The 25534-nt window shown below is 67.4% G+C and carries 20 protein-coding genes; 16 read left to right on the top strand and 4 right to left on the bottom strand.

The features are described from left to right. Nucleotides 1-223: 223 nt before the first annotated feature. A complete protein-coding gene (locus QSJ18_RS19665; protein ID WP_462476126.1) occupies nt 224-4375 on the bottom strand; it encodes a molybdopterin-dependent oxidoreductase in 4152 nt (1383 codons plus the stop codon). Nucleotides 4376-4619: 244 nt separating this feature from the next. On the opposite strand from QSJ18_RS19665, the gene QSJ18_RS19660 reads away from it, so the two are divergent. The 7 genes from QSJ18_RS19660 (at nt 4620) to QSJ18_RS19630 (ending at nt 13926) form a co-directional block, all read left to right on the top strand. Next, entirely contained in the window at nt 4620-5306 is a 687-nt protein-coding gene (locus QSJ18_RS19660) for a response regulator transcription factor (protein WP_286328342.1), read from the top strand. Between the two features lie 98 nt (nt 5307-5404). Beyond that, a complete protein-coding gene (locus QSJ18_RS19655) occupies nt 5405-6823 on the top strand; it encodes a sensor histidine kinase (protein ID WP_286328341.1) in 1419 nt (472 codons plus the stop codon). Between the two features lie 181 nt (nt 6824-7004). Then, nucleotides 7005-8951, top strand: coding sequence for a S1C family serine protease (locus QSJ18_RS19650; protein ID WP_462476125.1), 1947 nt, complete (start codon nt 7005-7007; stop codon nt 8949-8951). 71 nt (nt 8952-9022) lie between these two features. Further along, complete coding sequence (locus QSJ18_RS19645; RefSeq protein WP_286328340.1) at nt 9023-9619, top strand: MogA/MoaB family molybdenum cofactor biosynthesis protein; 597 nt, start codon at nt 9023-9025, stop codon at nt 9617-9619. A 699-nt stretch (nt 9620-10318) separates the two neighbouring features. Next, nucleotides 10319-10963 (top strand): MspA family porin, encoded by a 645-nt coding sequence (locus tag QSJ18_RS19640; protein WP_286328339.1) that lies wholly within the window; start codon nt 10319-10321, stop codon nt 10961-10963. 69 nt (nt 10964-11032) lie between these two features. Then, nucleotides 11033-11710 carry an MspA family porin gene (locus QSJ18_RS19635; protein WP_286328337.1) on the top strand — a complete coding sequence of 226 codons (678 nt, stop codon included), beginning with the start codon at nt 11033-11035 and terminating at the stop codon, nt 11708-11710. A gap of 278 nt (nt 11711-11988) precedes the next feature. Beyond that, nucleotides 11989-13926 carry an ABC transporter ATP-binding protein gene (locus tag QSJ18_RS19630; RefSeq protein WP_286328336.1) on the top strand — a complete coding sequence of 646 codons (1938 nt, stop codon included), beginning with the start codon at nt 11989-11991 and terminating at the stop codon, nt 13924-13926. Nucleotides 13927-14933: 1007 nt separating this feature from the next. Here the strand turns inward: QSJ18_RS19630 and mscL are convergent. After that, on the bottom strand, nt 14934-15722 hold the full coding sequence (mscL, locus tag QSJ18_RS19625) for a large conductance mechanosensitive channel protein MscL (protein WP_286328335.1): 789 nt from the start codon (nt 15720-15722) through the stop codon (nt 14934-14936). Nucleotides 15723-15984: 262 nt separating this feature from the next. Continuing rightward, entirely contained in the window at nt 15985-16701 is a 717-nt protein-coding gene (locus QSJ18_RS19620) for an SAF domain-containing protein (protein ID WP_286328334.1), read from the bottom strand. A gap of 257 nt (nt 16702-16958) precedes the next feature. Here QSJ18_RS19620 and nhaA point away from each other — a divergent pair, with 257 nt between their 5' ends. Both nhaA and QSJ18_RS19610 read left to right on the top strand, forming a co-directional pair. Then, a complete protein-coding gene (nhaA, locus tag QSJ18_RS19615) occupies nt 16959-18173 on the top strand; it encodes a Na+/H+ antiporter NhaA (RefSeq protein WP_286328333.1) in 1215 nt (404 codons plus the stop codon). 97 nt (nt 18174-18270) lie between these two features. Continuing rightward, complete coding sequence (locus QSJ18_RS19610; protein WP_286328332.1) at nt 18271-18582, top strand: FmdB family zinc ribbon protein; 312 nt, start codon at nt 18271-18273, stop codon at nt 18580-18582. Between the two features lie 107 nt (nt 18583-18689). Here the strand turns inward: QSJ18_RS19610 and QSJ18_RS19605 are convergent, their stop codons facing one another. Continuing rightward, a complete protein-coding gene (locus QSJ18_RS19605) occupies nt 18690-19283 on the bottom strand; it encodes a 5-formyltetrahydrofolate cyclo-ligase (RefSeq protein WP_286328331.1) in 594 nt (197 codons plus the stop codon). A gap of 123 nt (nt 19284-19406) precedes the next feature. Here QSJ18_RS19605 and QSJ18_RS19600 point away from each other — a divergent pair, with 123 nt between their 5' ends. The 7 genes from QSJ18_RS19600 to QSJ18_RS19570 form a co-directional block, all read left to right on the top strand. Further along, the gene (locus QSJ18_RS19600; protein WP_286328330.1) at nt 19407-20357 is read left to right on the top strand and encodes a UTP--glucose-1-phosphate uridylyltransferase; all 951 of its coding nucleotides are present in this window, start codon (nt 19407-19409) and stop codon (nt 20355-20357) included. Nucleotides 20358-20438: 81 nt separating this feature from the next. Next, on the top strand, nt 20439-21743 hold the full coding sequence (gene glp, locus QSJ18_RS19595) for a molybdotransferase-like divisome protein Glp (RefSeq protein WP_286328329.1): 1305 nt from the start codon (nt 20439-20441) through the stop codon (nt 21741-21743). A 96-nt stretch (nt 21744-21839) separates the two neighbouring features. Continuing rightward, nucleotides 21840-22493, top strand: a complete 654-nt coding sequence (locus tag QSJ18_RS19590; protein ID WP_286328328.1) for a GNAT family N-acetyltransferase — start codon at nt 21840-21842, stop codon at nt 22491-22493. 21 nt (nt 22494-22514) lie between these two features. Further along, nucleotides 22515-23192, top strand: coding sequence for an SIMPL domain-containing protein (locus QSJ18_RS19585; RefSeq protein WP_286328327.1), 678 nt, complete (start codon nt 22515-22517; stop codon nt 23190-23192). A 59-nt stretch (nt 23193-23251) separates the two neighbouring features. Further along, entirely contained in the window at nt 23252-23689 is a 438-nt protein-coding gene (locus QSJ18_RS19580; protein ID WP_286328326.1) for a hypothetical protein, read from the top strand. A 245-nt stretch (nt 23690-23934) separates the two neighbouring features. Further along, nucleotides 23935-25182, top strand: coding sequence for a divisome protein SepX/GlpR (sepX, locus tag QSJ18_RS19575; protein ID WP_286328325.1), 1248 nt, complete (start codon nt 23935-23937; stop codon nt 25180-25182). 137 nt (nt 25183-25319) lie between these two features. Further along, nucleotides 25320-25534, top strand: a 215-nt coding sequence (locus QSJ18_RS19570; RefSeq protein WP_286328324.1) for a hypothetical protein, incomplete at its 3' end; no start/stop codon positions are given.

Here is a 25534-nt window from a genome sequence, read left to right as displayed (position 1 = left end):
TATTCGGGGGGAACCTCACGGGGCAGGGGCCGGTGCTGAAAGTGGGGGAGGAGTGTTCGTCCCCTAGTTTTGGGTTCGTCCCCGTGTTGTAACTGGGGGATGTGCGGGAAGTGGGGGAGGAAGGTTCGTCCCCTACTTTCGGCAGAGGCAGAGGCAGAGGCAGAGGCAGAGGCAGAGGCAGGGACAGGGCAGGGGCAGGGGTAGGGGTAGGGACAGGGGCCGGTCAGTAGACGTCCCGGACGTAACGTTTGTCGGCGGCGAGGGCCTTGACGTACGCGTCGGCGCTCTTGGGTGACCGACGACCGTACTGTGCGACAATCCCTTTGAGTGCGGCGTCGACGTCCTTGGCCATCCGCGACGCGTCGCCGCACACGTAGACGTAGGCGCCGTCATGCAGCCACTGGTAGAGCTCTTTGCCGTGCTCGACCATCCGGTCCTGAACGTAGATCTTGTGGTCCTGGTCCCGGCTGAAGGCGACATCGAGGCGGGTCAGCAGCCCATCGGAGAGCATCGAGGTCAGCTCGTCGCGGTAGTAGAAGTCGGTGGCGGAGTACTGTTCCCCGAAGAACAGCCAGTTCTTGCCGCCGTGGCCGCGGGCCTCGCGGTCGCGGAGGAAGCCGCGGAACGGGGCGATGCCGGTACCCGGCCCGATCATGATGATGGGGGCGTCGGGGTCGGCGGGCGGACCGAAATGCGTACTGGTGCTGACGAAGACGCCGATGTCCTGCTCGTCGTCGGCGTGGTCGGCGAGGAATGTCGAACAGACTCCGCCACGTTCGGTCCCGAAGTCGTTGTACCGCACCGTCGATACCGTCAGCTGTACTTCGTCGGGCCGTTCCAACGGGCTCGACGAGATCGAGTACTGGCGCGGGGTCAACGGTTTGATGACGCCGAGCCATTCCTCCACCGACGCCGCCACCGGGAAGTCGGCCAGGACGTCGACGGTTTGCCTGCCCCACATCCAGTCGTTGAGCTTCTCCTTGTTCCCCGGTGTCACGAGGGCGGTTAGTTCCGGATCGTCGTGGCGTTCGGCGACGAACCGCATGAAATCGGCGGTCGTCCGGGCGAAGTCGAGTCGTTCGCGCAATGCCCGTCGTAGGGTCATGGCGTCGCCGCCGACCGTCACCGGGGCATCGGCGGGCAGGCCGGTTGCCGACAGCCATTCGTCGATCAACGACTGATTGTTGAGCGGCCAGACGCCCAACGCATCACCGGCGGTGTAGCTCAGTCGTTCATAGGGCAGATGGAATGCGAAGTTGCGCACATCCTTCTGTGAACCCTCCGCGCTCAGCCGCACGTTGCGGGTCAGTTTCGTGACGTAGGGGTTCTTGCGTGAATAGGCGGTCGCCTCCCGAACCGAGGGTGCGGCAGCCGAATCCGCGGGCTCGCTGACGACGATGGCGCGGTCCTCGATCACCTCCGACGTCGGCGCCTTGGTGCTCATCGCGACGATCACCGAATCGAGCCAGCCGCCCGCGGTGTCCTCGAAGTCGGGTTCGCATTCGGCGCGGTCGGCGATCCGACGACCTCCGAGGGCGCCGATGCGCTCGTCGAGTTTGCGCCCGTGTCCGCAGAAGTCGTCGTAGTTGGAGTCGCCGAACGCGAGGACCGCATAGTTGACGCCGGAAAGATCCGGGGCTTCACCGGAATTGAGCACATCCCAGAACGACGATCCGTTGTCGGGCGGGTCGCCGTCGCCGGTTGTGGAAGTGACGAACAGGGCGGTGCTCCCGGACAGTTCCTTGACGTCGATCTCGTCCATGGATCGGGAGATCGCCTCGCGTCCGGTCGATTTCACGCGCTCGACGACGTCGGCGGCGAACTCTTCGGCGTTGCCGGTCTGGGAGGCCCAGGCGACGATGATGGTTTCGGTTTCGGCGTCGATGACGGTGGCGTCGCCGACCGCGGGGCCGAGTCCCACCGGTCCCGCGGGCAGGGCGATCCCGCCGCCGATGGTCTCGCTGCGCGCGAACATACCTGCCAGTAGTCCGGCCACCCAGCCGCGGATCTCCGGGCGGAGTGGCGCGTCGGGCGGGAGTGCGGGCACTCCGGTCGGATTCGCCGCGACGCCGGCGACCAGGCCGGCGAGGTAGATGCGTTCAGCGTCGTCGGGTTGCGGGGCGGTGACGTTGCCGACCCCGAGCTGGTGGGCGAGAAGATCGAGCAACTCGGAACTCCATCTCTGCGAACTGGTGGGCTGCCCGTCGCCGGGTTGTGCTGCAGTCGAATCTGTTTCGGGTACGGCGACCTTGGTCAAGGTCACCGCGCAGACCTTGAACTCGGGTTGTTGCGACGCCGCGTCGATGGCGTCGGAGGTGACCGCGTTGATCGCCAGATGCTCGCCGAAGGAATCGTTCCAGTGGAACGGGACGAAGCAGTTTCCGGGGCGTACCCGGTCCGACACCGACGCGGGGAGGACGGCGTGGCCGCGCCGGGACGCCACCTCGACCTGATCGTCGTCGGCGATGCCCAGGCGTGCGGCGTCATCGGGATGGATTTCCACGAAGGGACCCGGGTTGAGCTTGTTGAGTTTGGCGACCTTGCCGGTTTTGGTCATCGTGTGCCACTGATGGGCGAGACGGCCGGTGTTGAGCAGAATCGGGTAGTCGTCGTCGGGCATTTCGGCCGGTTCGATATGCGGGCGGGCGAAGAACTGTGCCCGGCGCGTCGGCGTGGCGAAGGCGAGGCGAGGGATCGTGCCGTCGGGCAAGGTGTGCAGGGTCTGGCTGACGCCGTCGTTGAGGTACCGGATCGGGTTGCGGGCGCCGTCTGCGGTCGGGTCGGGCCGATTGGCGGAGGCGGGCGGGCAGGGCCACTGCATCGGGGTGACGCGCAGTCCGTCATAGGTGACGCCACGGATGTCGTAACCCGTTCGGGGATTGGCGAATCCCTTGATCTCGGTGAAGATCTCCTCGGCCGACGCGTAGTCGAAGGCGTCGGCGTAGCCCATCTCGGAGGCGACCCGTGCGATGATCTGCCAGTCCGGGAGGGCCTGGCCGGGTGCGGGGACCGCCGGTTCGAACAGGGTGAGATTGCGTTCGGAATTGATGAAGACGCCGCTGGATTCGGTCCACAACGCGGCAGGCAGCACGACGTCGGCGTACTGGTTGGTCTCCGCGTCGGCGAAGGTGTCCTGGGTGATGACCAGTTCGGCCCGTTCGAGTCCTTGGATCACGGTCTTTCGGTTGGCTACGGTGGCAACCGGATTGGTGCAGATGATCCAGCAGGCCTTGATCTCGCCGTCGGCCATCCGGGAAAACATGTCGATGGTGCCGCCGCCGAGGCGGGTGTGCAGGGTGCCCGCTTCCAGGCCCCATTTCTCTTCGACGAAGGCGCGATCGTCGTCGGAGATCACTGCCCGCTGGCCTGGCAGACCCGGTCCCATGTAGCCCATTTCGCGACCGCCCATGGCGTTGGGCTGGCCGGTGAGGGAGAAGGGGCCGCTGCCGAGCCGGCAGATGGCCCCGGTGGCGAGGTGCAGATTGACCAGTGCGTTGGTGTTCCAGGTTCCATGTGTCGACTGGTTGAGACCCATCGTCCAGCAACTCATCCAGTTGCCCGCGGTGCCGATCATCTCGGCGGCTTGACGCAGGTCGGCCTCGGCGACACCGGTGATCTCGGCGACCGACTCGGGGGTGTACTGCGCGGCGAAGTCGGGCATCTGCGCGAAACCGTCGGTGAACTCGGCGATGAAATCGGCGTCGGTGTGGCCGGCTTCGATGAGCAGGTGGAGCAGGCCGTTGAGAAGGGCGAGGTCGGTGCCACCCTTGACCTGGAGAAACAGGTCGGCCTTGTCGGCGGTGGCGTTGCGTCGGGGATCGACGACGATGAGTTTGGCCCCCGCTTTGACCCGGTCCATCATGCGCAGGAACAGAATCGGATGGCAGTCGGCCATGTTGGCGCCGATGACGAAGAACACGTCGGCGTGGTCGAAGTCCTGGTAGGATCCGGGCGGGGCGTCGGAGCCGAGGGACTGTTTGTATCCGGTACCCGCGCTGGCCATGCACAGCCGCGAGTTGGACTCGATCTGGTTGGTGCCGATGAAGCCTTTGGCGAGTTTGTTGGTCAGGTACTGCGCCTCCAGCGACATCTGCCCGGAGACGTAGAGGGCGACGGCGTCGGGACCGTGTTCGTCGATGATGGCCCGCAGGCGGCGGGCGGTGTCGGTGATGACCTCATCCATGTCACCGGGCTGCTGCTGGGCGCCGCGTTCGGTGCGCACGAGCGGCCGGTCGAGGCGGCCGCCTGCGTTGAGCATGTCGGCTGTCGTCGATCCCTTGGTGCACAGCCGGCCGAAGTTGGTCGGGTGTTCCTTGCGACCGATGGTCTTGGCGATGACCGGCGCTCCGGGCGTCCCGTCGATCTGCATGGTCATGCCACAACCCACGCCGCAGTAGGCGCACAGCGAGTTCACCGTGGTTGCAACAGTCACGTGCTCCAATGTCGGAAACCGATGTTTCGCGACCCGAAGGTGGGCGTTACGCCACTATCAACTTGACCTCACACGCTGCCGGCGAGGTTGTGCGGGGCGGTGCCGCGTACCTCGGCCGGTAGGCAGAATATGGCCGGTTCCGGCGTTGCTCAGCGACATCTCAGCAGATCCGGTTAAGACTGTAGGTATGCGCATCCTTGTGGTCGACGACGACCGGGCGGTCCGTGAATCGCTCCGACGGTCGCTCACCTTCAACGGGTATGCGGTCGATACCGCAGGCGACGGGATCGAGGCGTTGGAGAAGATCGTCGCCGACCGCCCCGACATGGCCATCATGGATGTGATGATGCCGCGTCTGGACGGACTGGAGGTGTGTCGTCGGCTGCGTTCGGCAGGCGACGACCTGCCGATTCTGGTGCTCACCGCCCGCGACACCGTCTCCGAACGGGTCAGCGGCCTCGACGCCGGCGCCGACGATTATCTGCCCAAACCGTTCGCGCTGGAGGAACTGCTGGCGCGGCTGCGGGCGCTGCTGCGCCGGGCCACCCCCGACGAGGACGCCGATTCGGAGGCGTTGGTCTTCGCCGATCTGTCGCTCGATCCGGTGACGCGGGACGTGTCCCGCGGATCGCGTCACATCAGCCTCACCCGCACCGAGTTCGCGCTGCTGGAGATGCTGATGGCCAACCCACGCCGGGTGCTCTCGCGCAGTCGCATCCTCGAAGAGGTGTGGGGCTATGACTTCCCGACCTCGGGTAACGCACTGGAGGTCTACGTCGGCTATCTCCGACGCAAAACCGAGGCCGATGGGGAGTCCCGGCTGATCCACACCGTCCGCGGCGTCGGCTACGTCCTGCGGGAGACCCCACCGTAGTGGCCACCCGATCAACATCTCGCCCCGAGCGGGAAGGTCGGCTCTCGAACTGGTCGGTGCGACGGGCGTTGCGGTCGGGGAGTGGTGAGCCGCGCGAGATGCGTGCGCCGATCCCGCTGACGCGGGCGGTCTCACTGCGCACCCGCGTCACGATCCTGTCGGCGACCGTCGTTCTGGTCTCGGTGAGTCTGATGGCTGCCGCGGCCTATTTCGTCGTCTATCGGGCGATGTACAACGAGGTCGACAAACAGCTGGAGAGCCGTGCCGACGGTATGACGGCGCTGGCGAAAACCGGGCTGCTCAGTTCCAAACCGGAGTCGCTGGTGGCGGGCACGGTGTTCTCCACCAATATCTCGATCGCGCTGGTGCGGCCCAACGGGCAGACCTATCTGATCGGCGAGGTGCCCTTCGAGGACGCCGAACGCGCGATCTCGCAGTCGAAGAACCGGCCGGGTGACAACACGCAGAGCCTGCGGACCGTCCACAACCAGCGGGTGCTGGCCCGCAAACTCGACGACGGCAACACGCTGATCCTGGCGCAGTCGCTGCTGCACACCGACCGCACCCTCAAACGGCTCGCGTGGGTGTTGCTGGTGGTCGGCTGCGGTGGGGTGGCGCTGGCCGCGCTGGCCGGTACGACGGTGGCGCGGGCCGGCCTACGACCGGTGGCGCGGTTGACGCGGGCGGCCGAAAGGGTCGCTCGCACAGACGATCTCACGCCGATCCCGGTGGCGGGCAACGACGAGCTGGCGCGGTTGACGGAGAGTTTCAACACGATGCTGGCGGCGGTCGCCGAGTCGCGCGACCGGCAGTCGCGTCTGGTCGCCGATGCCGGGCACGAACTGCGGACGCCGCTCACCTCGCTGCGTACCAACCTGGAACTGCTGATCGCCTCGAGCGCTCCGGGTGCTCCGCCGGTGCCCGCGGCGGACATGATCGAACTGCGGTCGGATGTGATGGCCCAGATCGAGGAACTGTCCACGCTGGTCGGCGATCTCGTCGACCTCGCGCGGGAGGACGCCCCCGAGGTGGTGCATGAGGAGGTCGACCTGGTCGAGATCATCGACCATGCGCTCGAACGGGTCCGGCGTCGCCGCAGCGACGTCGAATTCGAGACGAATCTGACGCCCTGGTACGTGTTCGGGGAGGAGCACGGGCTGAGTCGGGCGGTACTGAATGTGCTGGACAACGCGGCGAAGTGGAGTCCGCGCGGCCGGTCGGTGGTCGTCGAACTCACCCAGGTCGGCATCACCAGTGCCGAACTGACCGTCTCCGACGCCGGTCCGGGTATCCCGGCCGAAGATCGGGAACTGGTCTTCGAGCGGTTCTATCGGTCGACGCAGTCGCGGTCCATGCCGGGTTCGGGGCTGGGGCTGGCGATCGTGCGTCAGGTGGTGGCGCGGGCCGGTGGGCGGGTCGTCGCCGAACAATCCGACCTGGGCGGTGCACGGATTCGGATGACGTTGCCGGGCCGCGCGACTCCGGCGGAACCTTCGCCGCGCGTGGTTCGTAAATAAAGGTGAATGGGTGGTTGATCGGTCAGCCGGTTGATGGGACAGCAGGGCGATTAGCCGATGTGAGGGTGCGGACAATCCCCTAGTGTTGATCCGCAGGGTTTCGCGGCGAGCGCGCCGTAGGGCTGCCGTTCGCTGAGCACACCGGTCGTATGACCGGCCACAGGAACAGAAAGAGACTTCGATGACGACTGGCGGTTCGCAGGGTGGTGGCCCGACCGATGACGACCGGCGCGAGGTGCCCGGATCGAGCGAGGGCAGGCATGAGAGTTCCGGGACCACAGCCGGGCGGTCCGACGCTCCGCACGCGGGTGCGTGGGCTGGTGGCGCGGGTAGCTTCGCCGGCGAGTCCGACGAGACGGTAACCCCCGCCGAGGGACTCCCGGCCCAGGCCGCGCCGACGCCCCACCCCGGCCCAGTCCAGTCACCGCAAGTCCAGGCATCGCAGGCTCAGGCATCCGAGCCGCAGGCACCGGATGCCGCGGCGGATGCGGCCGGTTCGGCGACCAGCATCATCAACATCCCCGGTGCGCACGGTCCGACCGGCGCGTCCGGGATGCCCGACTACAAACCCGCTCCGACGCCTGCGCCCACCAACCCGGTGTCACCGCAGGCGGGCGCCTACGGTGCCACCGCGATGTTCGGCACACCCGGTACACCGTCGGCGCCGACCCCACCGACCCCGACGCCGAACCCGCAGTCCGGGTACCCGCCGTCCGGGACGGCGTTCAGCCCGTACGGACAGGCCGGCCAGAACTTCGGGCAGTCGGGGCCGGTACCGGCCTACCGGCAGCCTGACCAGCCCTATTCCGGCAACCCCGCCTACTCGGCCGGCGCGGCCACGCCCGGAACGCCGGGATCGGCCTATGTCCCCGGCCAGAGCGGGTCGACGCAGGCCTACACCCAGGGCACCCCGACACCGGGTTCGACCAGCCAGTTCGGCTCCCCGGCGTCGGGTGCCTTCCCGGCCGTGGGCGGTCCGAACCCGCCGGTCGCCGATGCTCGGGGCGACGTGGCAGCCGAACCGAAGAAGAAGGGGTTCGGCAAGGTCGCGCTGGTCCTCGCAGCTGTCCTGCTGGCACTGCTCGCCGGTGGTATCGGCGGTCTGATCGGCGCCAAGATCAACGACGACAATGTGGCCGACGCGGTGCATTCGGCACCGGTGGCCGGTGACCCGCAGACCGGTGCCGGTCCGGTGAACGCCCCGGAGGGATCGGTGCAGGCGGTCGCCGCCGATGTGCTGCCGTCGGTGGTGTCCATCGAGGTGAGCGAGGGATCGGTGTCCGGCTCCGGGTCGGGCATCGTGCTGTCGGCCGACGGCGTCATCATGACCAACAATCACGTGGTGTCGGCGGGTAGCCCGACCCCGGCCAGCGACGTCGCGGTGAATTTCTCGGACGGTTCGCGCTCGACCGCACGGGTGCTGGGCGCCGACCCGGTCTCCGACATCGCCGTCATCAAGGTCAACCGCACCGATCTGAAGCCGATCACCATCGGGACGTCCCGCAACCTGGCGGTCGGGCAGAACGTCATCGCCATCGGTTCGCCGCTGGGCCTGGAGGGAACGGTCACCACCGGCATCATCTCCGCGCTCAACCGCCCGGTGTCGACGTCGCGTGAATCGGGGACGACGTCGGTCATCGACGCCATCCAGACCGACGCCGCCATCAACCCCGGCAACTCCGGTGGTGCCCTGGTGAACGCGCGTGGTGCCCTGATCGGGGTGAACACCGCCATCGCGACGCTGGGGGCGAGTGAGGAACGACAGACCGGCAGCATCGGACTCGGTTTCGCCATCCCGATCGATCAGGCCATCCGGGTGGCCAACCAGCTCAAGGTGACGGGTAAGGCAACCCACGCCGGGATCGGCGTGACGGTGCGGCCCAACGCCGACCCGAATACGCCGGGCGCCCTGGTCAACGACGTGACCCGGGGCGGACCGGCCGACCAGGCCGGAATCACCCGTGGAGCGGTGATCACCCGGGTCGGCGACCGTCGGATCGCATCCGGCGACGCCCTCGTCGCCGCCATCCGTTCACACGCGCCGGGCGACGTCGTCGCGGTCACCTACAAGGTGAACGGTGCCGAACGCACCGCCCAGGTCAAACTGTCCGAGCTGGGTTCCAGCTGATCCCTGTACCCCCTGTCGACTCAAATCTCTTGTCGGCCCAGACGGGACGACGAGCTTGTGAAAGGTGAATCATGACCGACACCGGTTCCGGCACCCGCAACGTCGATACGGCGGAGGTGGATCCCGCCGATGTGGTGGCCGCCGACGCCGCCGCACGTGAATTCGTCGCCCGCCGCGCCGACGAGATCTCCGCGGAGGCTGGCCGTGCGCTGGTGGTGGTCGTCGACGACGAGGCTGCCCATGGGGACGGTCTTCCGTCGCTGGGACCGCTGGTCGGCGAGCTGCTCGGCGAGGCCGGATTCCACGTCGACGCGACCGTGCTGGTGCAAGCCGACGAGGTGGAGATCCGTAATGCACTCAACACCGCGGTGATCGGCGGTGTCGACCTGGTGCTGTCGGTGGGCGGCGTCGGCGTCGGCGCCCGCGATGTGACTCCGGAGGCCACCGAACCGTTGCTGGATCGCCGGTTGCAGGGGATCGAGGAGGCCGTCCGTAGTTCCGGTCTCGCGGCCGGTTCACCCGATGGTGGTCTGTCTCGCGGGCTGGCGGGTATCTCGGGTCAGACGTTGGTCGTCAACATCGCCGGATCGCGGGCCGCGGTGCGGGACGGGATGGCGACCGTCGCGCCGCTGGCGAAGTTCATCATCGCGAAGATCAGCGAGTTCTGATCGGGCTTTCGAACGCCGGCCGGTGGTCGTCGTTCTTTCCGGTGGCGGCATCGGATGTGTGCGAGTAAAGGGACGAAAAACAATGGCGAATGATATCCGGAGACCCGAAAATGGGACGGATTCCGCAGACCGTATCTCGCCGACCGGCGGTTCGAAGGATCCTTCGGCAGCCGCAGCCCGTCGCAAGCGCCTCGATGATGTCTTCGGTGACGACCTGCCGGACCAGACACGCGATGACTGTGACGAAGGTAACAGTGGGCGATCTCGGGAGTGGTATGAGGCACAGAAGCCGCCACATCATCAATGACGCATGTGACCTGCGCACATAGGCGCATCAGGGCGTTTTCCTCCTGTTAACTTTCCGACCATCGCAGATCTCAAATTTGCGGTTTGCAACTTTGCGGTCGAGTTTCGCGCTTGGGTGATTCTTCCGGTTGCTGTGCTAGATATCGCTCAGATAACGTTCGCCCCGACAAGCTCGGAACCCAGTGTCGGGGACCAGGGGGAGTCCTGCGATCTGCCGCTACAGCAATGGCAGCAGCAGTGACCAGGGGTTTGCGGAGGATTACCTTCGGGTTATGGATCGGTAATACGCCCTTAACCAGATGACGTGAGAATTCGCAGACGACCGAGGGTCAAAACTCGCGGATGCGTGTGGGCATCCGCGAGAGTTCAGCCTAATCCTGTGAGAGGGAACGAATGAGCAAGTTCAGCAAGCTCGGACTGCGTCGTGCTGCGGGTGCAGCCGCGATCGCAGCGGCGGCGGCCGTCGGCCTGGCCGGTATCGGTGCGGGGGATGCCGCTGCGGCGAAGCTGCCCAACGGTTACAAGAAGGCCGTCGGCGTCGACGGTGAGGTCGTGCAGACCTGGCGCAGCGCGGAGAGCGCCTACGCGATCCCGACTGTCGCCAACAACCCCACCGCGCGCGGCTTCGTGCTCTCGGGTAACTACACCGTCAAGGCTTCCTCGGGTGTCGCCGGCAACGTGGCCCTCAAGTACATCATCGGCTGCCAGATCGACGTGTCCGGCATTGAACTTGGCTTCGGTGGTTCCTTGGACTACACCGGCGGAGCGTCGCTGTCCGGCTCGCTGAGCCTGCCTCTGAAGCCCGGCCAGGTCGCCGTCGTCGACATCACCGACAAGGACCTCTCGGACAAGGGCGTCACCGCCATCCAGCTGTCGCAGGTGTCCTTCAACATCAACGGCTGCGGCGGCTACGCCTCGGCTCGCTCGGCGGTCAAGGTCATCGCGGCCAAGGGCTTCAACACCGATGGCGGCACCGTCAACGGTGAGGGTTCCCTCATTCAGTCCACCCTGTACGGCAAGCCCTTCAGCATCGGCTGACCGGGCGCAGATAACAACTCTCGAGCTTTTATCTGCCCCGCGCAGATCGACATTCCACGAAGGGGAATCATGAAGAACAACATCGCGCGCCGCGTGGTCGCGGGTGCGGCCATCACCGGTGCAGCCGTGATGGGCGTCGCCACCATGGGTGACGGCGTCGCCGCGGCCGGCAAGCTCCCGGGCGGCACCGTCAACAAGACCCTGGTCGACGGCACCCCGGTCAACATCCAGCTGTTCGACCAGTACGTCAACGTCCAGCGCGCGGTCACCAATGTGGCCACCTCGCGTGAGGTCTGGCTGTCGGGCAAGGTCAAGGTCAAGGTCGGCGGCTCGGCCAAGGGCGGCACCATCAAGGTCGGCTACGACGTGGGCTGCCAGGTCAACTTCGGCGCCAGCGCCGGCGCAGGCGGCGGTGTCACGGGCACCGTCCAGGATCCGGGCAACGCGGGCCTCGACGAGAAGAACCTGCCGGGTGGAAGCGGCTCTGTGACCCTCGGCCCCGGCCAGGTCACGCGCGTGTGGGTCGTCAACGAGACCTCCGGCGACAACACCGCCTACGAGGACTACAACACCTCCAGCTACAAGTTCTCCGGCAAGGTCGGCGGCGTCGTCTACAGCCAGGAGAAGTTCGGCGTCGACGGTTGCGCCGGCTACGCCTCGGCCCGCCCGGTCGTGCAGGTGACGGTCAGCACCGACTCGGTCAAGGGTGTCACGGTCTTCAACGGCAAGCCTTTCAGCCTCGGCTGATCGACTGCCGGTGAGTACGGCGCACGCGCGGCGCCGACCCTGAATCACCACCGGGGGCGGAGATCCTGCAACAGGATCTCCGCCCCCGGTGTTTTCTTTTTCACCGGCGCACCGCGGCAACCCTGCGGGTGGCTCGGAGTGTGCTGTGGCTTCGCTGTGACCGGGGCTTTCGCTTGGCTTCGGCGCAGGCCCGACGGCTAGGGTTCGGTAGTGGCCGCCGACATCACCGGCGGCCGCACATCGACATGATGTGAGGACCGAGAGGGTATGGGTACGCGGTGAGTACACGAAGGGGCCGATGGAGTATCACCCCGCAGTCCGAGGAACTCGCCGAGAACACCGACGAATTCGGTGAGGCCGTCACCCTGATCGACACTGAGCCGGGCGGCCCGCATCTCGCGTCCGACGCCGACGCCGATGCGGAACGCGTCACCGGCCTCGACGCCGACCACGCCTACGGCGAGGAACGGCCCAGCGCGCTCAACGTCTGGACCACGATCCGGCGCTTCGCCCCGCTGCTCGTCGGCGAGCGGTGGAAGATCGCACTGTCGATCCTGCTGTACATCATCGAACTGGGCACCACCGTCGTCACCGTGTGGGTCTTCGCCTACATCGTGGATAACGTGCTGGTCGCCGGGGATCTCGGTGCGCTCACCATGCCGATGGCCCTGTGGATCGGGATGTCCGTGCTCGGCTCGGCCTGTAACTACGTCGGCGCCGTCGTCTCCGGCGGGGTCACCGAGAAGGTGCTGCTACGGCTACGCGACCAGCTGTACGCGCACACCCAGCGACTCGCCCCGCACAGCCGGGCCCGCTTCGACACCGGCGATCTCATCGCCCGCCACAGCGGCGACGTCGACGCCATCGACGCCCTGCTGTCGTCGGGGTTCATCTCCGCGGTCATCGCCGTGGTCAGCCTCATCGCGTACGCCATCGCCGCCTTCGTCACCCAATGGGATCTGGCGTTGCTCGCCGTCATCCTGGCACCGCTGCTGTGGGTGCTCGCCCGCTGGTTCGGCGTAGTGGTGAAGAACGCGTCGCGCCGGGAACGGCACGCCAACGGCCGGATCAGTTCGCTGATCTCGGAAGGACTGTCGAATTCGCTGGCCATCCAGGCCGACAACCAGGTGGGCCGCGACCGGCTGCGTGTGCTGCGACAGTCGCGTCGCTGGCGGGATGCGCGGATGTCGGAGATCCGGGCCAATGCGGCCTTCTCCGAAGCGGTTGGCATGGTCGAGATGCTGTGTATGGCAGCCGTTCTCATCGTCGGGGCCTGGCAGATCTCCACCGGCCGGGCCAACATCGGCACGCTGATCGCGCTCACCGGCTACCTCGGCTACCTGTACCCGCAGATCCAGACGCTCGGCGGCCTTGTCGTCACCGTCACCTCGGCGACCGCGAGTGCCGAGCGCGTCGCGCAGATCCTCGACGTCCCGGTCGGCAACACCGATCCCAGCGATCCCGCCCTCGACGATCCGCGGGTCGTCGCCGATGCCACCGACGCCGACGCCGAGGCGATGCTGGCCCATCCCATCGTCGGCGAGGTGTCGGGGCGGGCCGCGATCAGCCTGCGCGACATCGGGTTCACCTATCCGGGGGCCGCACACCCGGTGCTGGCGAACGCCGACGCGGATATCGCCGACGGTGACTTCGTGTCCATCCTCGGTGCCAGCGGTGCGGGCAAGTCGACGCTGACCTATCTGCTGCTGCGCTTCTACGACCCCGACACCGGAACCATCACCCTCAACGGCACCGACACCCGCCACATCGGGCTCGCGACCGTCCGCGCCCACATGGCGTTGCTGCCGCAGCAGGTCGCGCTGTTCTCCGGGTCGGTCGCCGACAACATCGCCTACGGACGTCCCGACGCCACCGACGACCAGATCCGGGCCGCCGCCGCGGCTGCCGACGCGACCGAGTTCATCGAACGCCTCAACGGTGGCTTCGACGCTCGGGTGGCCGAACGCGGCGCCAATCTGTCCGGCGGGCAACGGCAACGAATCGGCTTGGCGCGGGCCTTCTTACGGGATGCGCCGCTGCTGATCCTCGACGAACCGACCACCGGACTCGACGACGCCACCACCGCGCGGATCCTGGACCCGATGATCCGGCTCGCCCGGGGCCGCACCACGCTGCTCATCACCCATGACCGTCAGGTCGCCGATCTCGCCGACTACACCCTGGAAGTTGCCGGTGGCCGGCTCGTGCGGCGCTGATCCCTTCCTGAATCACCCTGTCCCCGAACGACAACCGACCCCCGGCACCGAAAAGGGTGCCGGGGGTCGGGTTGCACGATGACCAGTCGGGCGCGTGGTGCGCCCGCCTAGATCAGCTGCCCCAGAAGAAGGGGTACGGGCGCGGCGGACGACGACGCGGGCCGTGCGGGTGGTGCGGACCACCGTGCGGCGGGCGCGGGCCGGGGCCATGCGGGCCTCCGTGCGGCGGGCGCGGGCCCGGTCCCTGAGGGCCGCCGTGGGGCGGGCGAGGTCCACCGGGGGGAGGTCCGGGATGGCGAGGAGGCATGCGTCTCTCCTTGGTTGAACGACGTGTCACGGTGACATCGTCGGGGGGTTTCGTTACCGGGTCGTGACCCGTAGAGAGAAAGCTAGCGGGCCGTCGGGGCCCGCTCAAGCCCCGGCGCCACCGATTCGCCCGATTCGCCCATTCGGACGAACGGGACATCGCCACGCGAGGCGACCATACAGATCTGGTACGAACGTCTGACCAGGTGTTCTGCCAGTTTCCTGTGAATTCTGTCCCGATCCTGGTGATTCTCTGTGAGTTACGCGCATGGGACGCAAAAGAACGCGAACGCGGTCCCGGCCGGTGTGAGGGGGAGAGCCGGCAGGGCCGCGTTCGCGTTCTGTGTGTTCTTCAGTTGTGTGTGGGGGAATGAACCTCAGCTACCGAAGCCCCACGGCCAGCGCGGGCGACGAGGGCGACGCGGCTCGTGGTGATGCTTGCGGTGACGGCGGTCATCGCGATCGTCGTCCCTGCGGCGGTGATCAGGTTCCCTGGGGGGCATGACTTTCTCCTCCGTCTCGTCGGGGCCGGATGGCGTGGGGCTCGGCTGCCCTCACCGACGCCATTGACGGTAGGAACCGAAACTGGAAGCCGGCTGTCGGAGTTGCTGTCAGTCGGCTGGGAGACGGGCGCCGCCGGGGGCGTGAAAGGACGATCTCCCCCCGCGGGAGGCGAGGGGAGATCGGGGGAGAAGTCGGCGTCAGCGGGAGTGACGGCCCGGGGCGTCCGGCGGGTAATCGCCGGGGAATCCCTCGCCTTGCGGGTACTCGGGGAACTGGCCGCCCGGGGTATTTCCGGCCGGCGGGAAGTTCCCCGCGGGTCCGTAGTTGCCCGGCTGCGGACCCGGACCGGGAGGCGGCGGGTAGTTGCCGGCAGGCGGATAGTTGCCCGGGGCGGGCTGCGGCGTCGGATATGGCTGACCCGGCTCACCGAGCAGACCCTGCGTCGGTGCCTGTGTCGGCACCGGACCCGACGGGGGTGCGGTGGCGATCCGCTGGGTGCTGCCCGCGGGGTACTGCTCGACCGGCGGGGGTCCGCCCGGACCGGTGGGGCCACCCAGGTCGTCGGGCAGATTCTGCTCGGCCTCTTCCTTGGCCTTCGACGAGCCCTCGGGGTCGAGCAGATCGCGGATCTCGGCCAGGAGTGCGACCTCGGTGACCTCGGCCTTCTTGCCGTAACCGCCCAGCTCGGAGAGCTTGTTGTAGGGCAGGATGATCAGGAAGTAGACGACCGCGGCGATGATCACGAAGTTGATCACGGCGGTGATGACCAGGCCGAGATCGACGTAGGTGCTCGGCTTGTCGCCGACCAGCTGGAAGCCGAGGCCCTTGGCGGCGTCGGTGCCGATCGGGATCGCGTTGATCAGCGGATTGACGATGCCGTCGGTGAAGGCGGTGACGATCGCGGTGAAGGCGGCGCCGACGATGACCGCGGTGGCCAGCTCGACGACGTTGCCCTTGAGTATGAAGTCTTTGAATCCCTTGAGCACGGTGTGCGGCCTCTCCTTGGGGTGTGTCCCGCTCTTGTTTCAGGTAATTCGACGGCTCGTGTGCGCAACAGAACCGCGGGGCAGTCAATAGCGCGCAGTCAATTACGTACCGATCCCACAAACCCTATACAGGATCGTAAACGAAGCGCACTTCTTCGCTGGGATTGCGGCTCAGGGTGTCGTTGACCCGCCACCGTGATGGGCGTCTCTCTTGTACGTGTCGTCGTGGTGGCCCGCAGAGTGTCGTGGTGGCCCGCAGAGTTCAGTGCAGAACGATGGCCAGCGCCGAGTCCAGGGAGGCCGCAGCCACCCGATGAGCCGCGGACTCCTCCATCGCGAGCAGCACCGGCCGGCCCGCCGAGTGTCCGGTGAGTCCGCCATCGGCGGCTTCGGCTGGTACCGCGACCACCGCGCCGTAGGCCAGCACCCGGCCCGCCGGTGACGCCTCGCGCGCAACCGGTGGCCCGATTCCGGCCGGTACGTCGGCGGGGGACAACACGTCGACCACGTCCCCAGCCCGCAACAGAGCGGTGGTCGAGTCGTCGGCGAGGCGGACCGGGACCAGCCGTGCGCCGGGTTGCCCGGTCAGGGCGCCGGGCAGCCGTGGCGACAGCAGCCGCGCGTCGGTGATGATCTCCCCGGTCCGCACCCGGCCGGTGGTGGTGCGGCCGGTGCCGTCCTCGGCCCGGGTCAGCGAGCCGTCGGGCAGCAACGACCCGGGCAGGTCGCGCAACTCCAGGTCGCCCGCGGTGAGGATGTGCCCGGGCAGCAGATCATGTGTGGCAACCAGCACCCGACGATCGGCCGCGGCATTGCGGCCGGTGATCGCGACCGTCACCGCGACCAGCAGCAACACCACCGCCAGGCTGCGCCGGATGAGGACGGTCCGCACCCAGCCCGGTCGGGTCAGATGGCGGAGCCGGTCGATCAGTCGCGGGGACAGCGTGGTGCGGCCGACGTCGTCACGGTGGATGCGCATAAGGGTGACGCTAGGTCGGGAAGATCGCAGGTCGGCGGCGTCGGACAGGTTGTGCACAGCTGCGGGCGCGGTACGTGCGATTGTGGATAGGTCCGGTTGGGGGTTGCCGATTCGGTGGGTGGCGCGTCATCGGGGATGGTGTCGGAGGGGATGGTGTCGTCGGGGATGATGGAGACCGGTGTGCCGGGAAGTCTGGTCGGCCATCGGTGCGTCCGGCGCCGGTGTTGGAAGCGACGCACCCCGGAGGACCGGCGACAATGACCACTGGCAGAAACCGGCGAACACCACTAGGCGCCTACCGCGCAGACCTGCGGACCTGGGCGGGGCGTGACACCACCGGCGGAACCCTCCTACTGCTCGCCGCGCTGATCGCGCTGATCTGGGCGAATACACCCGCCCGGGATTCCTATCAGGACCTGCTCGCCGTCGAGGTGGGGCCGTCGGCGCTCGGGCTGCACCTGTCCCTGGCGCAGTGGGCCGCCGACGGTCTCCTCGCGGTGTTCTTCTTCGTCGTCGGTGTGGAGCTCAAACACGAGTTCGTCGTCGGTGCCCTCCGCGACCGGCGGCTGGCCGGCGTGCCGATCGTCGCCGCCGTCGCCGGGATGGCCGTCCCGGCACTGATCTATGTGGTCGTCGTCGGCATCGGCGAACCGTCGGCGCTGAGTGGCTGGGCGATTCCCACCGCCACCGACATCGCCTTCGCGCTCGCGGTGCTGGCGGTCGTCGGGCGTGGGCTGCCGATGGCGGTGCGGACCTTCCTGATGACCCTGGCCGTCGTCGACGACCTGCTCGGCATCACGGTGATCGCGACCTTTTACACCGACTCCATCGACTTCGGGATGCTGGCCGCCGCGCTGGCCGTGATCGGCGTCTTCGGGGTGGTCGTGCGGATGCCGCGACCGGTGTTGCCGCTACTGATCCCGCTGGCCGTGGTGGCCTGGGCGTTCATGCACGCCTCCGGGGTGCATGCGACGGTGGCCGGGGTCCTGCTCGGCTTCACCGTGCCCGCCCGTGCCATCCGCGACGAACAGATCTCGCGCACGCACCAGTTCGGCGAGGCGCTCAACCCGTGGTCGTCGGCGGTGGCGCTGCCACTGTTCGCGTTCGCAGCCGCGGGCGTGACCGTCGTCGGCGACACCGGAGCGCTGATATCGCCGGTGTCGGTGGCGATCGTCGTCGCGCTGGTAGTCGGGAAGACGGTCGGGGTCGTCGGGGCCACTGCGCTGACCACCCGATATACGGCGCTGCGACTGCCCGACCGGGTGACACTGCGTGACCTGCTCCCGATCGGCATGCTGACCGGGATCGGGTTCACCGTCGCCCTGCTCATCGCCGAACTGTCCTTCGACGGCCCGGACGATCCGCGTACCACCCCGGCGAAGGCGGCCATCCTGGTCGGTTCGCTGCTCTCGGCGACCCTCGGCGCGCTGTTGCTGCGGTGGGACACGCGCAGGCACCGCGCGTCGGACTAGCACGTCGGCGTGGGCGGCGCCTGCCTTAGCACTCGGAATGTATGAGTGCCAAGTTCGGTTACACTGTCATCGATTCACTGACTATGTGGAGGTTTCGGTGCCCACCTACTCGTATGCGTGCACGGAGTGCGACAACAAGTTCGACATCATCCAGTCGTTCTCCGACGACTCCCTGACCGAGTGCCCGCAGTGCACCGGTCGGCTGCGCAAGCTGTTCAACTCGGTCGGCATCGTCTTCAAGGGCAGCGGTTTCTACCGCACCGACTCGCGCTCGGGCTCGTCATCGGCGGATACCGCCACCTCCTCGTCGTCGGACAGCAGCTCCTCGTCCAGCGATTCGTCGAGCTCGGCCAAGTCCGACTCCGGATCGTCGGCCAAGTCCGAGACCAAGGCCGCCGCACCGGCCTGAGCCGAACTTCCCCCGGAAGAACCCGGGTGGGACGCCATCGCGCATCCCACCCGGGTTTTTCGTGCGTTCCGCCCCGGTTCGTCCTGCGCTGACGGCTGTCGGTTGGGTCAGCCCAGCTCGCCGACACGCAGCTCTTCGAAACCGCCACCCGGGGTGAGCACCCAGCCGACCGGGACGTCGAAGTCGCCCGCCGGCAGCGCGTCGACGACCTCGTCGTCGAAGACCACCGCGACGAGTTCGGCGTCCACGCCGGGCAAGCTGCGGTCGTAGTAGCCGGCACCGCGCCCCAGTCGTACCCCGGATGTGTCCACCGCGAGCGCGGGGATCAACACCACCGCGGCCGCCTTCAGTGCCGACGGGGCGAGTCGCTCGCCGGTCGGCTCCAACAATCCCCAGCGGCCCGTGGCCAGTGACTCCGGACCGTCGTAACGCACCCACTCCAGCGGGGCCGGATCGCCGGCAGGCACCGCGGGCACCAGCACCCGCACCCCGCGGTCGAGGAGCGCGTCGAGCATCGTCGTCGACCCCGGCTCATCGCCGACCGGGACATAACAGGCGACGGTGACGTCGTATTCGAGCCGGAACGGTGCCACCTGGATCCACTCGGCGAGTGCCTGCGCGGCGTCCGCGCGGGCGGTCGGCGTCATCGCCCGACGACGCCGCACACCCTCGTCACGAAGTCGATCCTTCAACGTCTGCACCTGCGCCGCCTTCCCCGTTCGTCCTGCCCGGACGGTACCCGAAGTACCGGCCCGAAGGTGGCCCACACGAGTCGTCCACCACTCCGACAGGCCGTTGACAGAGTGCTGCCATAGGGTGGTCATATGACGTCCAAGGTGAACAGCGAAGTCGTGGAGACCGCCGCATACGAGCACCTGCCCGATACCCCGCCGATCCCGCGAACCGCGGTCGTGCCCGCCGCCGGACTCGGCACCCGGTTCCTGCCTGCCACCAAGACGGTGCCCAAGGAACTGCTGCCCGTCGTCGACACCCCGGGGATCGAACTCGTCGCCGAAGAAGCCAAGTCGGCGGGTGCCGAGCGACTGCTGATCGTCACCTCGCCGGGTAAGGACGGGGTCGTCGCCCACTTCGTGGAAGACCTGGTCCTGGAGAACACCCTCGCCAAACGCGGCAAGCAGGCGATGCTGGCCAAGGTGCGTAAGGCTCCGTCGCTGCTGGAGGTGGCGTCGGTGGTGCAGGACAAACCCCTCGGACTTGGTCACGCGGTCGGTTGCGTCGAGCAGTACCTCGACGACGACGAAGATGCGGTGGCCGTGCTGCTGCCCGACGACCTGGTCCTGCCCGGTGGTGTGCTCGAGGTGATGGCCCGCACTCGCGCGCGGCGCGGCGGTTCGGTGCTGTGTGCCATCGAGGTCCCCGAAGATGCCATCAGCGCCTACGGCGTCTTCGACGTCGAGCCGCTGCCCGACGCCAACAACCCCAACGTGATGCGCCTGCGGGGCATGGTGGAGAAGCCGAAAGCCGAAGACGCACCGTCGAATCTCGCTGCGGCCGGCCGATACATCCTCGACCGCAAGATCTTCGACGCGCTGCGTCGCATCACCCCCGGTGCCGGAGGTGAATTGCAGCTGACCGACGCGATCGCGCTGCTCATCGAAGAGGGCGAACCGGTGCATGTCGTCGTCCATCACGGCACTCGCCATGACCTGGGGAACCCGGGCGGCTACCTCAAGGCGGCCGTCGACTTCGCGCTTGACCGCGAGGACTACGGCCCCGCGCTGCGGGAGTGGCTGGAGAAGCGTCTCGCACAGTAGGCGCCGCGCGCCTGCCACCATCGGTGCCGCCGGACGGCTAACGTCTACCTGTGCTGTATCCGGCGAGTGGAAAGCGGTGAGATGCGTTCGGTCGAAGATCATCTGACGCTGGTGACCGCGGCCGCCGTGGCGCCGCGTCCCGTGCGGGTGGCGATCTCCGAGGCCCAGGGACTGATGTGCGCCGAAGAGGTGGTGACGGAGCATCCGATGCCCGGCTTCGACCAGGCCGCCATCGACGGTTATGCGGTCCGTGCGGTCGACGTCGCGCTGGCGGGTGCGCTGGCCCCCGACGACCTCGAAGACTTCGATGCCGGTGGAGCCGAGCTGGTCGACCTCGAATCCGGGGAACCGATGATCGTGTCGTTGCCGGTGGTCGGCGAGGTCGAACCCGGTGCGCGCACCCCCACCCGGTTGCAGCCGCGTCAGGCGGTGCGGGTGGAGACCGGGGCCCCGATGCCGACGCTCGCCGATGCGGTGGTGCCGCTGCGCTGGACCGACGGCGGCGACCAGAAGGTGAAGATCGGGCACGGCGTCGACAGCGGCGACTACGTGCGACGTGTCGGCGACGATGTGCAGCCCGGTGATGTGGCGGTGCGCGCCGGATCGGTCATCGGACCCGCGCAGGTTGGTCTGCTCGCCGCAGTCGGCCAGGCGCGCGTGATGGTGCATCCGCGTCCGCGACTGTCGGTGATCTCGGTGGGCAGCGAACTGGTCGACATCGATCGCACCCCCGGCCCCGGCCAGATCTACGACGTCAACAGTTACGCCCTGGCCGCCGCCGCCCGTGATGCCGGAGCCGACGTCAACCGCGTCGGCATCGCCGAGCGCGATGCGTCGCGGATGCGAGAAGTGGTTGAGGCACAACTCATCCGGTCCGAAATCGTGGTCATCTGCGGGGCGGTCGGCGGCAGTGCGTCGCGGGCCGTCGCCGATGCGCTGGCCGACCTCGGTGATCTGGAGATCGCGCGAATCGCCATGCACCCCGGTTCGGTCCAGGGCTTCGGCAGGCTCGGCCGCGACGAGGTGCCGACCTTTCTGCTGCCTGCCAACCCGGTCAGCGCGCTGGTCGCCTTCGAGGTGATGGTGCGCCCCCTCATCCGCATCGCGTTGGGTAAGCGGCAGCCGATGCGCCGGGTCGTCAAGGCCCGCACCATCGGGCCGATCGCCTCGGTCGCCGGACGTCGGGGATACCTGCGCGGACAGTTGATGCGCGACGAACGCAGCGGCGACTACCTCGTGCAGGTGCTCGGCGCCTCACCGACCGGGTCGTCGCATCTGCTGGCTGAACTCGCCGAGGCCAACTGTCTGATCATGGTCGAACCCGATGTCGACGAATTGGGCACCGGCGATGAGGTCGAGGTCGCCTTCCTGGCTCAACGCGGCTGATCCTCGCCGACCTCGATACGCCTGAGGCCGGTCGGTCGTGGCCGGGATGGTGGTGTCGGCCCGAGGGCGACCCCCGGGCGCATAAACTCACCATTTGTGTTCAGGTGGTTGAGCGGCGAGCAGGCCAGTCCCGGGTGGCCCGCGACCCTGGGTCCGTTACGGACCAGGGCGGGGGCCGTCGGGTTGCGACCGGTGAAACTGCGCGACGGCAAAACATGGAGCGAACTGCGCATCCGGAATCAGAATGCGCTGCTCCCGTGGGAGCCGACCGGCATCGGCGCATGGCGTGAGCGACATCAGCCGACCGCGTGGCCGCCGTTGTTCGCGATCCTCAAATCCGAGGCCAAACGCGGCACCATCCTGCCTTTCGTCATCGAACTCGACGGCGAGTACGTCGGCCAGCTGACCGTCGGCAACATTCAGCGAGGCGCGGTGCGGTCGGCCTGGATCGGCTACTGGATCGATGAAGGGCATTTCGGGTCCGGTATCGCGACCGCCGCAGTCGCCCTCGGCGTCGACCACTGCTTCGGGCCGGTCGGGCTGCATCGACTCGAGGCGACCGTGCAACCGGCCAACGTCGCATCCCAGAAGGTGCTGGAAAAGGTGGGCTTTCGGCGTGAGGGCCTGCTCGAACGCTATATGGATGTCAACCGCCGGTGGCGCGATCACCTCCTGTTCGGGCTGACCACCGAAGAGGTGATGGGCAGCGCGGTGGAAACGCTCGTGCGCGCCGGACGCGCATCCTTCTAGGTTCTCGCTAGGCTCGGCGACATGTCCGATCAGTCCCAGTTGCTACAGATCGTGGTGCGTGGCACCGCCCGTGACCGCTACCGTGCCGAACGTGCCGTCGTCGAACTCGGCGTGCACCTCGAAGACGCCGACAAGGCGACCGTGTACAGCCGGGCGGTGGGGGTGCATGCCGAGCTGACCACGGCACTCGGCCGGCTGCGCGACGCCGGGGCCGTCACCCGCTGGTCCAGCGATTCGGTCCGGGTGTACTCCTACCGGCCGTCGAATGCGGCAGGCAAACGACTGGACCCGGTGTACACCACCAGAATTCGGGTGGACGGCGAGTTCGTCGACTTCGAGAAGATGTCGGCGTTCCTGGATCGGTGGGCAGGCGTCGAGGGTATCGACGTCGGGGACGTGAGCTGGGATGTCACCGAGGAGAATCGGCGCGGATATGAGCGGGAGCTGCGGGCCCGCGCCGTCGCGGACGCCGTCGCCAAGGCGCAGGCCTATGCCGACGCGGTTGCGCGTGGGCCGGTGGTCGCGACTGAACTCGCCGATCCGGACATGCTCAATCACCAACCGCCGCAACCGATGATGATGCGTGCGATGGCCGTCGCCGATGCATCGGGTAGTGCGCTGGAACTGCGACCCGACGACGTCGAGATCGCCGTCGCCGTGGATGCGCGGTTCGTCGCCGGCACCGCAAACCCGTTGTAGTAGCGTTGATCCAGAAGTGGATGTCGAGGGACCTGAGATCAGGTCGGGGATGGGGAGAAATGACGACGATCCGGATGATGGCGGCTGCTCTGGCGGTCGGGGCCACGGCGACGCTCGGTGTGGTGGGTGCGACGCCTGACGCCGACGCCGCACCCGCGCCCTCTGCGAAGGTTTGTGTCTCGTTGGAGAACGGGCAGCCCTACCGTGGCCCGATCAGTCTCCTGCACCGTGAGTGGTGGGAGTTCAGTGGCCGCTCCGGATATCCGGCCGCCAACGGCTGCATCACCTTTCATCGCATCATCAAGGGCAAGATCTACCGCGCCGTCGTCGACCACGACCTCCGCGCCTGCAACAGCGGTCGCGACTCCGAGGGCAACACGTACAAATACGGACGCCGCGACTATCTGAGTGCGGTATCGCGGGAGAAACGCGCACCGCGCACCGGTCAGATCGACTTCGGGCGGATCGTCGCGCACCGCAAGAGTGTGAGCTGCTGAGGTTCGGCGTCCGCGTACCGGGTCGACGTCGCGACCGTGGTGTGCCAGTGAATCGCTGACGTCCCGCGTGTAGATGTGGTGAAGTCGCGGGCCGGTATGGTGCGCGCCTTCGCCGATTCTGAGCGTGCCGTGTGAATCGTGGTGAATCCAGGTTGCACCGGCGCGTCTGCGCGGACCTGCGGCGATGTGGCCATACATTATTTGGTGACCCAATGTAACCAGAGTGAAAGAAAGGGACAGTCGCAATGCCCAACTCCGTCCTGTGGGTCTGCCTCGTCGCGGTCTGGCTCTTCGTGCTGGTTCCGATGATCATCCGGGGTCGCCCCCAAATGCTTAAGTCCACCGACCTCGCACGCGCCACCCGGCTGCTGCACCGCGGTGGCACCCAGGCTGCTGCGCCGCGCCGACGTCGTCGGAATGCCGGTGCCCACCCCGACAATCCGTCGTGGTCCCGTCGTCCGAAGACTGTTCGCGCCGAAGACGATGCGGACGAGGATGCGGATGACACCGTCGACGACTCGACCACCGAGGACGCGGCTGCCGATGATACGACGACCCGGGTCCGGCGGGCGGCCGGCGACCGCGTCGAGGCTCCGGTCGCCGAGGTTGACGAGACCGACGTCGATGAGGCCGACGATCTGGGCGCCGATGCCGATGCGGACGTTGATGCGGAAGTCGATTCCGATCTCGATTCCGACGAGATCTTCGACGGTGAGATCGAGGGTGCCGACGACTCGGCGGACGCCGAACACGCGGAAGCCGACGACTACGACGATGCCGATTACGAGGACGCCGAGTACGAGGACGAGTACGACGACGCTGACGCCGAGTATGACGACGCCGAGTACGACGACGAATTCGACGACACTGACGCCGAGTACGAGGACGAACTCGACGAGGACGAGTACGACGACTACGCCCGCGGCTCGCGCGGCGATCATGCCGAGTCGGACGACCATCTCGAAGACATCGTCGACGATGCCGACGAGGGCGCCGATCTGCCGCCGAAGTCCCAGCGAGACAGGAGCTCTCGCCGATCGTCGCGCAGCAGTGCCTACTCGATCGAGGATGCCGACCGCGACGTGCGCTACCGGGAACGGCAGCGCGTGACCATCGGGTTGCTGCTGTTGGTGCTCGCCGCGATCGGCAGCGGTGTGGTCTTCGGGACCCTCGGCTGGGTGGCCACCGGGGTGACCGCCGTGATGCTCGTCGGCTACCTGTTCTACCTGCGTCGCGCCACCCTCACCGAACACCGCGTCCGCGCCCAGCGTGCCCAGCGCGCCGCCCGGGTCCGGCGCGAGGAAGCCGAACGTCGGCGCCGCGTCGAGACAACCCCCGAGTTCGCCGCGACGCCGCCACCGGCACGACTTCGTCGTCCGGGTGGGGCCGTCGTCCTCGAGATCGACGACGAGGATCCAGTCTTCGATCACCTCCCGTCTTATCAGCACCGCCGGTCGGTGCGGGACGACGTCGAATACCGCCGCGTCGGCTGACATTCCGCCATTCCCCAGAACCCTCCCTTGCCTGCGAATACGGCGGGGGAGGGTTCTGGCTTTTCGCGAGCGCGCATTCACTAGTCACGGGATGTTTCGACACCGAAATCGTTGATGCGGACTGCTGTCGGGAGCGGTTGGACTTCGAGTCGCACACCAATCAGGCGAGCCGATCGGCGGCGTACCGGGCCGCTTCGTGTGATTTCTGTTCACTGGGGTTCACTGGTGGTGCGGGTGGTCTGACCTGCACAACTAGTTCTTGCATCGAACACGTGTTCGAGTATGATGGGGATATGGACCTCACCGAACTGCACCACACCCTCACCGAAAAGCCACCCGACTACACACGGTT

It is taken from the genome of Gordonia heveisoli (genome assembly GCF_030315745.1).
Lineage (GTDB): Bacteria > Actinomycetota > Actinomycetes > Mycobacteriales > Mycobacteriaceae > Gordonia.
The sequence above is the reverse complement of the archived record's forward strand: the minus strand, read 5'-3'. Positions and strand labels throughout refer to the sequence as shown.